Annotated in this window: 13 protein-coding genes; 11 read left to right on the plus strand and 2 right to left on the minus strand. The window is 37.2% G+C overall.

The genetic code is table 11. The features are described 5' to 3' along the window. Positions 1–377 precede the first annotated feature (377 nt). Positions 378–1295, minus strand: a complete 918-nt coding sequence (locus AC07UM_RS16945) for a hypothetical protein (RefSeq protein WP_494681243.1) — start codon at positions 1293–1295, stop codon at positions 378–380. Positions 1296–1543: 248 nt separating this feature from the next. Between AC07UM_RS16945 and AC07UM_RS16950 the strand changes: the two genes are divergently transcribed. Next, on the plus strand, positions 1544–2506 hold the full coding sequence (locus AC07UM_RS16950; protein WP_494681244.1) for an alpha/beta fold hydrolase: 963 nt from the start codon (positions 1544–1546) through the stop codon (positions 2504–2506). A 130-nt stretch (positions 2507–2636) separates the two neighbouring features. Beyond that, the gene (locus AC07UM_RS16955) at positions 2637–2801 is read left to right on the plus strand and encodes a hypothetical protein (protein ID WP_494681245.1); all 165 of its coding nucleotides are present in this window, start codon (positions 2637–2639) and stop codon (positions 2799–2801) included. 63 nt (positions 2802–2864) lie between these two features. Here AC07UM_RS16955 and AC07UM_RS16960 read toward each other — a convergent pair whose 3' ends face one another. Beyond that, positions 2865–3869 (minus strand): serine hydrolase domain-containing protein, encoded by a 1005-nt coding sequence (locus AC07UM_RS16960; protein WP_494681246.1) that lies wholly within the window; start codon positions 3867–3869, stop codon positions 2865–2867. A 510-nt stretch (positions 3870–4379) separates the two neighbouring features. On the opposite strand from AC07UM_RS16960, the gene AC07UM_RS16965 reads away from it, so the two are divergent. The 9 genes from AC07UM_RS16965 to AC07UM_RS17005 form a co-directional block, all read left to right on the plus strand. Continuing rightward, positions 4380–5504, plus strand: coding sequence for a helix-turn-helix domain-containing protein (locus AC07UM_RS16965; RefSeq protein ID WP_494681247.1), 1125 nt, complete (start codon positions 4380–4382; stop codon positions 5502–5504). Between the two features lie 155 nt (positions 5505–5659). Beyond that, positions 5660–6709 (plus strand): serine hydrolase domain-containing protein, encoded by a 1050-nt coding sequence (locus AC07UM_RS16970; RefSeq protein ID WP_494681248.1) that lies wholly within the window; start codon positions 5660–5662, stop codon positions 6707–6709. A gap of 385 nt (positions 6710–7094) precedes the next feature. After that, positions 7095–7547 (plus strand): PA2169 family four-helix-bundle protein, encoded by a 453-nt coding sequence (locus AC07UM_RS16975; protein ID WP_494681249.1) that lies wholly within the window; start codon positions 7095–7097, stop codon positions 7545–7547. A gap of 111 nt (positions 7548–7658) precedes the next feature. Next, entirely contained in the window at positions 7659–8207 is a 549-nt protein-coding gene (locus tag AC07UM_RS16980; RefSeq protein WP_494681250.1) for a type 1 glutamine amidotransferase domain-containing protein, read from the plus strand. 138 nt (positions 8208–8345) lie between these two features. Further along, entirely contained in the window at positions 8346–8657 is a 312-nt protein-coding gene (locus tag AC07UM_RS16985; protein ID WP_494681251.1) for a hypothetical protein, read from the plus strand. A gap of 54 nt (positions 8658–8711) precedes the next feature. Further along, positions 8712–8882, plus strand: a complete 171-nt coding sequence (locus AC07UM_RS16990) for a lmo0937 family membrane protein (RefSeq protein WP_209805053.1) — start codon at positions 8712–8714, stop codon at positions 8880–8882. A 287-nt stretch (positions 8883–9169) separates the two neighbouring features. Next, on the plus strand, positions 9170–10237 hold the full coding sequence (locus AC07UM_RS16995) for a glycosyltransferase (RefSeq protein WP_494681252.1): 1068 nt from the start codon (positions 9170–9172) through the stop codon (positions 10235–10237). A 178-nt stretch (positions 10238–10415) separates the two neighbouring features. Beyond that, positions 10416–10901 (plus strand): T9SS type A sorting domain-containing protein, encoded by a 486-nt coding sequence (locus AC07UM_RS17000; RefSeq protein ID WP_494681253.1) that lies wholly within the window; start codon positions 10416–10418, stop codon positions 10899–10901. Between the two features lie 21 nt (positions 10902–10922). Further along, a partial coding sequence (locus tag AC07UM_RS17005; RefSeq protein WP_494693856.1) for a DUF8740 domain-containing protein occupies positions 10923–11725 on the plus strand: 803 nt, incomplete at its 3' end.

An 11725-nucleotide genomic window follows, 5' to 3' on the forward strand; every position in this document is an offset into this window, starting at 1 on the left:
AAAATCAATGCTAAATTTTTCTTTTTTATACATAAAAAATGCCCCTAAAAAGTGTCTAACTTTTTGGGGGCAGTCTACTTTCGTTGGGATTTTTTTAAGCAAAAGAATATCTAATCCTATATTCTTATTAGGTTTATATTATTTTTTCACCAGCTCTACTATACAGTTTTTGTGTCTTTCCTTTTTCAAACCTATTATCTGCAATCGGGTTTTTGCAGCCAAAGACCTCTACTAAAAATCTTGCTTTATCTATCCCTGAAGTTCAATACGGTTGTAGCGCGGTCTTTTGACAGTTGGATATTATGAGTATCTTTTCCGCTATTATCTGTATATCCGTTAGTAAATACCTGTGAAACGTTCAATCAGCTGTGGCAACTTTATGCCTTCATATGTTTTAATATCCAGTTTAAACATTCTTTAGAATCCATGATACTCCATGAATGAGGATGTCTTGTACCGTCCGGACGAATTCCACGATCATTGGTGATAACAAGATCAGCGTTTTTGTGGCCTTTTAGTCGTAATAGATTAATCATCGCTGTAATATCTGCCACGTTAAGGTCGTAAATATCCCTTCCTCTGTTTTCCATCTGCCATATAATCCCCGGTTCTGTATACATCAGAATAGGGATATTCAGAAGATATTTTGCATTGCCACCATCTTTTTCACGATAAGAAAACATGGATTCTCTTACGTAATTGGCTCTGTTTATATCCGGTGTACCCATAGCATCAACCATTTCAGCAGTCAGATATTTAGCTTCATTAGTTCCAATATCAGAATAGTTTCTTTCCATCTCTCTCTGCCATCTGTAATACATATTCTCGTAATCTAACGGTGTGTCAAGAGCGAATACAGAATTGGGTATAAAATAGGTGTTTTTGTCCCTGATTGCCCTTTCAGCATAGGTAACAGCCAGCATTCCGCCGCCGGAAAGTCCTCCCATTGATATTTTATCTTTGGAAATTTTATGCTTTTCCACTGTATCTTTTACCATTCTGTCTAAAAACTTCTGCTCTATATGAAATCCAAAATCCCCATCTTCCCAGGTTGGGAGTAATACGATAAGATTTTTCTCCAACGCCAGATCATCCAGCTTAATCTGATTCATTACTTTTTCGCCATTTTCACCTCCACCCGGTAAAATAACAAGTATTCCTTCAGGTTTATCCTTCGGAAGTAATTTCAAATAATGGTTCTGCGTATCTTTAAAAGTGATTTTTTCAGGAGTCTGTCCAAAAAGGTTAGTACAAAATAAGCCCAGGAGAAGGGTAAAGTATCTGATGTTCATCATTAAATAGGTTATTAGGGATTATAACGCTGATTCCCAAAAAATATTTGATTCATCAAAAGAAAACACCTGCTCTCCTAAATCTCCAGACTTTGGAGCAAGTGTAAAGGAAACAATCTTATTGACTAGCTCAAAAAGGGAGACTTTGCACAGTAGAAGGTAATAGATCTCATTTATTTTTGACTGCTGACACACTGCTGTCACACTGCCGGTGTAAGTTTGCATCATTAATTAATCTTTAAAAGAAAAAAATGACAAACGAAATGAGCTCAGTATTGAAGCCAACCCATTTTCCCAACCCTACTCTTATTTCAGTGAATGGTGTAGAACTGGAAGTCTTTGAAGCAGGTAAACAGAATGCCGGAAAACCTATTGTACTCTGCCACGGCTTTCCGGAACATGCTTTTTCCTGGCGTCATCAGGTGTCAGCATTGGTTGCAGCCGGGTATCATGTGATCATTCCCAATCAGAGAGGTTATGGCAACTCATCCCGTCCGGCCGAAGTCACTGAATATGATATTGTACACCTGACAGGTGACCTGGTCGCACTACTCGATTACTTTGGATATGGAGATGCCACTTTTGTTGGGCATGATTGGGGAGCCAATGTTGTTTGGAACCTGGCACTATTGCATCCTGAGCGGGTAAATAAAATAATAAATCTGGCTTTGCCTTACCAGGAGCGTGGAGAACAGCCATGGATTGAGTTGATGGAAGCTATATTTGGAGGAGACTTCTATTTTGTTCACTTCAATCGACAGCCAGGAGTAGCAGATGCCATAATGAATGAAAACACCTCTCAGTTCCTCCGTAATATATTCCGCAAAAACGTACCTCCAACACCGCCAGAGCCCGGAATGCTAATGATCAATCTTGCAAAAGCAGAAAATCCACTGGGGGAACCCTTAATGGAAGACAACGAACTGTCTGTATTTGTTTCTGCTTTCGAAGCATCAGGGTTTAGAGGAAGTATCAATTGGTACAGAAACCTTGATAGAAACTGGCACTTAATGGCGGACATACCCCCAATCATTCATCAGCCGACTCTTATGATATATGGTGAACAGGACACGATTCCCCAATCTGAAAACCTGAAAAATATTGTTCCTAATCTGGATATGGTGAGTCTGGATTGTGGCCATTGGATTCAACAAGAAAAGCCGGAAGAAACTACCCAAGCAATTTTAAAATGGTTGGAACAACAGAATGCTTAACAAAGAAGTAAAAATGTATTTTCCTTAAAGCCAAACAGATTGGAAACAAGGGTTGGAAAAAACCACCAGTCCAAACAATCTGTTTGGCTTTATTACACAAAGAACTCTAGCCTTCCTTCAATAAGTTGGTATGAAGCTGCTCTCCAAAGTCTCCAGACTTTGGAGCAAGTGTAAAGGAAATGATCTTATTGACTTGCCCAAAAAGGGAGACTTTCCACAGCACACCGTTGACAGTATCCATGTTGAAGAGACCAGTGGCAATTTCTTTACCTCTCTTTCCACTACTGCCCACTGATGGCTCATCATTAGCTGATATCTTCGTACGTAAGGGACGCGATGCGGCGGCTTACATTAATTTTCACTCAAGCAATATCCCTATAATTTCCTCATACAATGCCCGTAACTCCTCCTCTTTTATAGCATCGAAAAGCGTTCCCGTGTTTGTACACAGGACGACGCTGGTATTTTTGGAAGGAAAATAAAAAGCACTGGCACCGGCTCCGATACCACTACCCTGGTGGCCGATGGCCTGCAGGCCGCCATTGGTTTTATAAAAATGCAGCCCTAAGCCATATATCGGAGTACCCTGATCACTCACCGTCACCTTCATTTCTTCCAGCAATGCAGGCGAAAGTACCGTTTTGTCATGGAGCAGCTTGTAGTAAAATCCAGCTATATCCTGAGCAGAAGCCACAATACCATCATCGCCAATGAACGTAAGTACTGTACCCAACTGCAACTCGCTCACATCGTTAAAAGTGTGGTCTATTTCCAGATAGTTAGCCGTCGTTCCTTCGGGAGCTGTAGTGCTTGCCGAGCCTGCTATATAATAGGTGTTGGAAAGTCCAATGCCATTAATTATTTTGTCCGTAATATATTTCCGATGCCCGTTTGGAGTAACACGATCAATAATAAGAGCCAGCAAGTGATAATTTATATTGCAATACCCAAATGAGGCACCGGGTGCAAATTTTGCGGGTTGATTGTATACATAAGTCAATACCTGTTCGCTCATCATAGGCAGCGGCACTGCAACAACATCGTTTAAAAACTGATCGCTGTCTAAATAATCAGGAAGGCCTGATGTCATCGTAAGCAGCTGCCTTACCGTAATGATATTGCCGTTTGGAAGATGATTACAAATAACAGGAAGATAAGTATTTACTTTGGCATCGAGATTAATTTTGCCCTCCTCTTTCAGTTTCAGGACAGCCACTGCAGTAAAGGTTTTTGAAATACTCTGCATATAGTGAAGTGCAGAAGCAGCCATCGGCTTTTCATTCATGACCGCGTCTCCTGCCACCAGGGTATAATTCCCGGAAGCTGTCTTTACACTAAGGCTTAAGCCGGGGAAGTTGGACAAAGCTTTATCGAGTTTTTGCTGTGCCATCGCTTTTCTATCAAGTAATGGGTTTGCATCGTCATGGCAACATGAGGTGATCAAAATAACAACAGCTAGTAATAAAAACTTTTTCATAATAGGTAATTTGAATTATTTACATGCAAAACTCCCGTAATAAAAATGAGAAGAGGTTTCAAAAGCTTAAAAGTGTATAAATTGGTACTTATTTGCCGGTATTTTTATATTCGTTGGGGGTCTCGGCACTTTTTTAAAGGCTTTTTGAAAATTTGTTTTTGAAGTAAAGCCATCTTCTAATCCCATCGCTGGCAAATTATAATTTTCATTCAGAATTTAAAATCATTTCCCTAACCGCAAAACTCAGTAACATTGCCCCCATTTTCGGGTTGAAAATGATCTTATTTAACCCGCTCAAAGCCGGAGGACTTTCCAAAGCAGAGCACAATATTTTAAAAATGATTCTCGACCATCATTTCTCTTTATGACTTATATCCTATTTTTGTAAAAAAACTAATGGACAAATTAAGTTTTCTGGAAGTTATTGCTGCGATGGCTGTTTTTATATCGCTGCTGCTTGCCGTATTTTTGTTAACGGTAAAAACAGAAAGGAAACTGGAAAACAGATTATTTGCAGCGTTCCTTATCATGAATGCCATTGATATCAGCGGAATTTTCATGCATCTTTTTGTGGAGAGTTACAATCTGAAAGCTTTCAAAATATCTGCTTACTTATTGGTAATGCCTCTTTTTTATCTGTACGTGAATGCTGTTTGTTATTCTGATTTTACCCTAAAAAGAAAGCATTTACTGCATCTTATTCCGTTTATTGTTGCCAACTTAATGTTGGTTCCAAGGCTTTATCTGGCAGAAGGTGCTGCAAAAGAAGCTTTCTTTACCACAATGTGGCACTCTCCTGAAATGTTTGTGTATCAGTTCATCGGAGAACTGCAGTTTTTCTTTTATATCGTTGCCGTATTCACTGTGCTTAAAAAATATAAGAAGATTTATCTTGAAAACTACACGAATCCCAACACCTTGTTATACCAATGGCTGTCTCAGCTTACCATCATTTTCCTATTCATCCATGTATGTATTATTTTTAAAAATATCATACGATATACGGCATACAACGATATGTTTATCTGGATCCATATTGTAGCGGGAGCTTCCTTTTTATTGGCTGCCTGTTGGTTTATCTTAAAGGCATTACATTATCCTGAGCTTTTTCGAAGAATTGATTCTACCTTACAACCGACAAAAGATTTTGCAGAAATAGTAAAAACTGAAAATACAACCAATGAAACAAAAAGCATTCAGATCGAACAGCTTAAAAAATTCATGGTTGAAAAAGAACCTTTCCTGGAACCTTCATTAACGATTCAGGAATTGGCGGACCAGGTGAATATTCCTGTTCGTGAGTTGTCTGTTTTGATTAACCATCATATCAATCAGCACTTTTTTGATTTTGTAAATGAATACCGCGTTAAAAAAGCAATGACCCTTCTAAAAGATCCCACGAAAAAACAATATACGGTGTTAGAAATTTTATATGAAGTGGGTTTCAATTCAAAATCTTCTTTTCATACATCTTTTAAAAAATACACGAACCAAACGCCAACCGCATTCAGAAACAATTGATAATTAATCCATTGTAAAAAATCGAACTTTACATTGCAGATAATCGGACTCATTGTATTCATTAAAATGAGTCCGACTTTTTTATACGGACTTTTTTCAGGATTCTACACAGCATATTTGCATCAGATTATCAATATTAAAGTAAAATTCTGACCATGAAATATGTAATCCCTATTTTATTTTTTGCCTTACTTAGCTGTAATAGTGTTCACCCAACCCATCAACAACATGTTGAAAATGCCATTACAAAAAATGCTCTTCAGTTATTAGAAGACAAAAGATTTCATTCTGTTTCCATTGCCGTGCTTAAGGACGGAAAATCTACCATCAAACATTTTGGAGAATTAACGATTGGAAAGGGAAACAAACCCAACGATTCTACCCTTTATGAATTAGCTTCTGTCACTAAAACTTTTACAGGTTATGTAGCCGCCAAAGCCGTACTTGATCAAAAAATACATTTAGAGGATGATATCAGAATCTATCTTAATGAACCTTATCCTAATTTAGAGTTCAAAGGTGAACCTATCAGAATCAAACACCTCATCACCCATACCAGTGGATTTCCTAATTTCCCTATAAAAAGCGAAAATAAAAAGGCTTTTTTGGAAGGTTTAAAACTCATCAACATTGAAACGAAGCCCGGAGAAGTCTATTCCTATTCAAACACAGCTCCGGAGCTGACCGCCTATATCCTTGAAAAAGTGTATCAAAAACCTTTTGAGGAATTGGTTACTGAATATATTTTGAAGCCCAATACCATGAACCAAACAAAATTTACACTCACTGAAAATGACAGAACAAGATTGGTAAAAGGCTATAACGATAAAAACGAGTTAATGCCTAATTTCAACAGAACTTTATGGGGTGGAATTTCAGGATTGCACTCTACGACTACGGATCTGGTGAAATATATGAAATTGCAGCTTGACCCATCCAATCTTATTGTCAAAGAATCTCATAAAAAACTATATAAAGAAGGTTCTGATTTTTGGGAAGGCTATCATTGGTACATCATAGAAAATGATCATCAATTAATATATAGGCATCACGGAGGGATATACGGAATGCATAACTGGTTTGTGATTTATCCTAAACAAAATATAGGGATATCCATATTGACAAACACCAGCTTTAATGAAACAGGAGAAATTCTAGAAAAAGTAGTTGATAACCTGTATAATAACATGCAAGCTAAAAAATAAACAATATAAAAAAGCAGGTTAGCAATCAAAGCCTATGGAAAAGTACGCTAAGATCCAGCTATGCCAATTTTCGATTGTTTTTTATGCTTAAATTTTAAAAAACTTTAGATTACGATTACAGGAAATGTTTAAAATTTTCTGATAAATGAGCTTTATCCTTCTTTCCTGATTATATTCAATCCCACCAAATAATCAGTAAAAATGATCTAGGGGGAAATAGAAGTACATCAGTTAATTTTCCCTGCTTTCTAAGATCCCTTCTGTTATATATTTAAGATTTATTTGTTAAAATTTTAAGATTTCTTTACGTACCACATCTTATCAAATCTACTGTTTAAGGCATGACACTTGCAAAGTTTATAGTACCAATTTAAAAATATAAAATATGAGTACCGAAAGAACAGTTTCAGTATTAAATGATTTACTGAACATTACGAATGACAGAGTTCAGGGATTTTATAAAGTTGAAGATAAAGTATGGGATCAATATCCTCATTTGAGGGCAGATTACGATACTATGGTATCACAATCTCAGACCATGAAAAATGAACTTACCGGCCTTATTACAGAGAGAGGCGGCGTACCCGATCAGTCCGGATCAGCTGCCGGGGCACTCCACAGGGCATGGATAGATGTAAAAAACTCTTTTGCAGGAGATACAGCTAACGCCACCTTGGGAAATGTAGTATATGGCGAAAATGCAGCTATTGATGCCTATCAGGATGCATTAGACAGTGGCGATCTTTGTCCGCAAAGCTCACAAGTTGTACTGGATCAGCTTCATCAGCTAAGAGCTTCCCATGATAAATTTCAGAACCTTGAGGATTTAAAGATCTAAAAGAGTATCCGCTTCATTGTATGAAGCGGAGTTTTTCTATGAGCCTTCAGAGCATGATCAGAGCTCTATTTATCGGACATCCTGATCAACCCATAACACAAAAATAACATTATGTCAAAAAAAATAGCAATACTGGCCACGCACGGCTTCGAAGAAAGTGAGCTAAGTTCACCTAAGGAATATCTGGAACAGCAGGGATGGACCACCCATATTGTAAGCCCCGAAAACGGCAGCATCAAAGCCTGGGCAGAAAAAGACTGGGGTAAAGACTATCCTGTAGATCAAAGTTTAGATAATGCAAATGCTTCAGACTATGATGCTTTGGTTTTACCGGGAGGTGTGATCAATCCGGATCAGCTCAGAACCAACGAAAAAGCGATCAGCTTTGTTAAAGATTTTTTTGCCCAGCACAAACCTGTAGCAGCCATCTGTCATGGTCCGCAGGTATTAATAAATGCCGGTGTTGTAGAGGGCAGAAATTTAACTTCTGTACATTCAATCAGCCAGGATTTAAAAAATGCAGGCGCCCGCTGGGAAGACAGCGAAGTGGTAGTAGATGCAGGACTCGTTACCAGCAGGACTCCGAAAGACCTGCCCTCTTTCAATGCTAAAATTGTAGAAGAGATTAAGGAAGGAAAGCATCAGGAACAAACCTTATAAAAAATAAAGTCCGGTTCTTCCGGACTTTATTTTTTTCTTTAAATTCAATATAACAATAAATATTTTTCATTTAAAATATACCACACTTCTATTTTATGGCAAAAAAATTGTAATTATTTAAAAATAAATAACAATCGTATGAACAAAATAGTAAAAATTACATTGGCTCTTGCAGCAGGAAGTTTTTTGCTTTATCTGGATCAGCGAAAAAAGAAGAAAAAGACTAACATATACCTGGCTCCTGACGGAAACACTTATAAAGAAAATCAGATTTACCGGACTTATAATAACAAGCTTTATAAGAACGGCAAGGAATTTCACTACTCCTTACCTGAATTAGATGACCATCATTATTCAAATACAAAGTACAGTAATGATCATGTTCATATACAGTATAAAACGATTCAGAAAAATACTAATTACCATCATAAAGGTGTAAGGCATCAATAGACTGAACCTTCCAACCTATATTCTATCACAACACTAACCACAAAAAATAGTATTATGAGAAATTTATTATGGCTTGTTGCAGTAATCTGCATCGTTATATGGCTTTTAGGAATGCTTGGAATAATTCCGGGAATGGATACAGGAAGTTTGATTCACACGCTTTTGGTTATTGCTATTATCGTTGTTCTTATCAACATCTTTACCGGCAGAAAGCCTCTTAATTAGAATAAAAATAAGCCAATAAAAAAACAAAATCAGAATAGAAAATCTCCCGCTCTCCAAAGTCTCCTGACTTTGGAGCAAGTATAAAGGGAATCATCTTATTTACCCGCTCAAAGTCAGGAGACTTTGCGCAGCATAGTTCTGGTATTGAGAGCATAAGCAGAGGTAATTAACCTAAAAATAAAACAAATATTGTTTTTTGATTCAGTATATTTACACATATAGCTTCCTATTTTAAATAGCTACAATTAATACCTGTATATTTATACCCTAAAAATCATTTGAAGCCAATGAAAATAAGCTTGTGTCTAATTGTTAAAAATGAAGAGGAAGTTCTAGGCAGATGTTTGGATAGTGCAATAAAATTTGCAGACGAAATCATCATAGTAGATACTGGCTCTACTGATAGGACCAAAGAAATTGCTCAACAATTTACAGACAAAATTTTCGATTTTGAATGGGTTAATGATTTTTCCGCAGCCCGCAATTTTGCATTTTCCAAAGCGGTTATGGACTATCAGATGTGGCTGGATGCTGATGATGTTGTTCCGGAAAAATCAGTTGCAGAAATCAATGAGCTGAAGAAAACCCTGAAAGATCATGTTGAGATGGTCACTATGAAATATGTTTTGTCATTTGATCACAACAACAATCCCTCTTTTCATTCAACACGGGAGAGATTATTTAAAAGAAGTAAAAACTATCAATGGATCGATCCGGTTCATGAATGTATTCCTCTGATCGGTAATCTGCAGTATACGGATATTGAAATTTGGCATAAAAAAACAAAAACTGAAGAACTTTCTACAAGAAATATAGATATATACAGAGCTTTGGAGAAGAATGGAAAAGAATTTTCTGCAAGACAATGGTATTATTATGCCAGAGAACTGAAAGATCATAACGACACGGCTAAAGCTATAGCCTGCTATGAAAAGTTTTTAGATTTGGGATCAGGCTGGGGAGAAGATATCATAACGACTTGCCATCAATTAGCTATTGAATATAAAAAAATGGGCGCTAAAGAAAAAATTCTGCCGATCTTATTCAAAAGCTTTGAGTATGATGTTCCGAGATCGGAAATATGTTGTGAATTAGGATATTACTATAAAGAGGAGCAAAATTATCATCAGGCATTTAAATGGTTTGATTTGGCTACAAGACTTCCTAATGCCAATCCTGTTGGTTTTGTATTTTCTGATTATTCAGGATATATCCCTAATATTGAGGCTTGTGTTTGTTTATCTTTTTTAGGAGACTATAAAAAGGCCCATGAATACAATGAGAAAGCATCTCTTTCAAGACCAGATTGTCTTTCTGTAAAACAAAATAGAGAGTATTTAAGGGATCTTATCTAATGGGTACGATGTATCAAAATTCTCTTTTCTTAGTTTTCATCAATCAGTTTTAATGTAAAAGGATAGAATGATAGAAATATATTATGATTTTTTTTAATTATAAATTAATATAGTTACCATAATATAATTATATATTTGATAGATAATAAAAAACTAATAATATATTCGCCAATATGATATGAAAACTACACTTTTTACACTTTCTTTGTTTCTTGCTAGTTTCTCGATTCAGGTTTCGGGGCAAGAAACTCTAAATACCAGTGGCACTAACATGTCAGGCACCACAGGGAATGTTACAGCTTCTTTAGGCCAGATTTTTTACGAAACAGCATCTTCTCCTGCAGGAAATATTGCAACAGGTGTTCAGCATTCTTATGAAATCACACCAACATTAGGAGTTGATATCACCGAAATCAGTTTGAACCTTACTATTTTCCCCAATCCCACAGCAGATATTCTTAATTTGAAAATGGGGTTTAAAGATTATAATAAATATCGTTATGATATTTTTGACAGCACCGGCAAGTTACTGGCAAGCCAACCTATTCTTCAGGCACAAACTCAAATTATAATGGCATCTTATCCAGCTTCAATCTATTTATTAAAAGTATCAAAAGAAGGGAAGACCATCAAAATTTTTAAGGTTCTAAAAACAGATAAATAAAATATAAAAAACTAATTACCTATGAAAAAGCTTTCTTTTCTAGCAGCCTCTCTGGCTTCTGCTTTAGTGTTTTCGCAAGTGCAGGATGCAATGAGCTATCAGGCTATTATCAGAAATTCAAGTAATCAATTGGTTAGCAATCAGAATGTAGGAATGAGATTTTCTATATTGAAAGGTTCTACAACAGGAACAATAGTATACTCTGAAACTCAAACTCAGCCTACCAATATCAATGGCTTGGTCACTGTAAAAATAGGTGCCGGTACATTAGTGAGTGGTTCTTATTCTACAATTAACTGGGGATCAGATACTTACTTTATAAAAATAGAAACAGACCCTAATGGTTCCAATAACTATACCATAACAGGGACATCACAATTATTAAGCGTTCCTTATGCTTTATATGCTAAAACTTCAGGAAGTTCTCTTCCTGGGCCTCAAGGAGCAACAGGGCCACAAGGAATAACAGGAGCAACAGGGCCGGTGGGTGCTCAGGGACTACCTGGTGTAACGGGAGCAACAGGAGCTCAAGGGATTCAGGGAATTACAGGAGCAACAGGACCAGTTGGTGCACAGGGACTACCTGGTATAACGGGAGCAACAGGAGCCCAGGGGATTCAGGGAATTACAGGAGCAACAGGACCAGTTGGTGCACAGGGACTACCTGGTGTAGCGGGAGCAACAGGAGCCCAGGGGATTCAGGGAATTACAGGAGCAACAGGACCAGTTGGTGCACAGGGATTAGCTGGTGTAACGGGAGCAACAGGAGCCCAAGGGATTCAGGGAATTACAGGAGCAACAGGGCCAGTTGGTGCACAGGGATT

The sequence above is a fragment of the Chryseobacterium sp. GW821-FHT04C04 genome, assembly GCF_059420365.1.

Bases quoted from the DNA above. Each gene is read 5' to 3' on its own strand.
- AC07UM_RS16945 (WP_494681243.1), bottom strand. From the start codon at position 1,295: ATGATGAACATCAGATACTTTACCCTTCTCCTGGGCTTATTTTGTACT.
- AC07UM_RS16985 (WP_494681251.1), top strand. From the start codon at position 8,346: ATGAACAAAATAGTAAAAATTACATTGGCTCTTGCAGCAGGAAGTTTT.
- AC07UM_RS16995 (WP_494681252.1), top strand. From the start codon at position 9,170: ATGAAAATAAGCTTGTGTCTAATTGTTAAAAATGAAGAGGAAGTTCTA.
- AC07UM_RS16955 (WP_494681245.1), top strand. From the start codon at position 2,637: ATGAAGCTGCTCTCCAAAGTCTCCAGACTTTGGAGCAAGTGTAAAGGA.
- AC07UM_RS16980 (WP_494681250.1), top strand. From the start codon at position 7,659: ATGTCAAAAAAAATAGCAATACTGGCCACGCACGGCTTCGAAGAAAGT.
- AC07UM_RS16950 (WP_494681244.1), top strand. From the start codon at position 1,544: ATGACAAACGAAATGAGCTCAGTATTGAAGCCAACCCATTTTCCCAAC.
- AC07UM_RS16975 (WP_494681249.1), top strand. From the start codon at position 7,095: ATGAGTACCGAAAGAACAGTTTCAGTATTAAATGATTTACTGAACATT.
- AC07UM_RS17000 (WP_494681253.1), top strand. From the start codon at position 10,416: ATGAAAACTACACTTTTTACACTTTCTTTGTTTCTTGCTAGTTTCTCG.
- AC07UM_RS16990 (WP_209805053.1), top strand. From the start codon at position 8,712: ATGAGAAATTTATTATGGCTTGTTGCAGTAATCTGCATCGTTATATGG.
- AC07UM_RS16965 (WP_494681247.1), top strand. From the start codon at position 4,380: ATGGACAAATTAAGTTTTCTGGAAGTTATTGCTGCGATGGCTGTTTTT.
- AC07UM_RS16970 (WP_494681248.1), top strand. From the start codon at position 5,660: ATGAAATATGTAATCCCTATTTTATTTTTTGCCTTACTTAGCTGTAAT.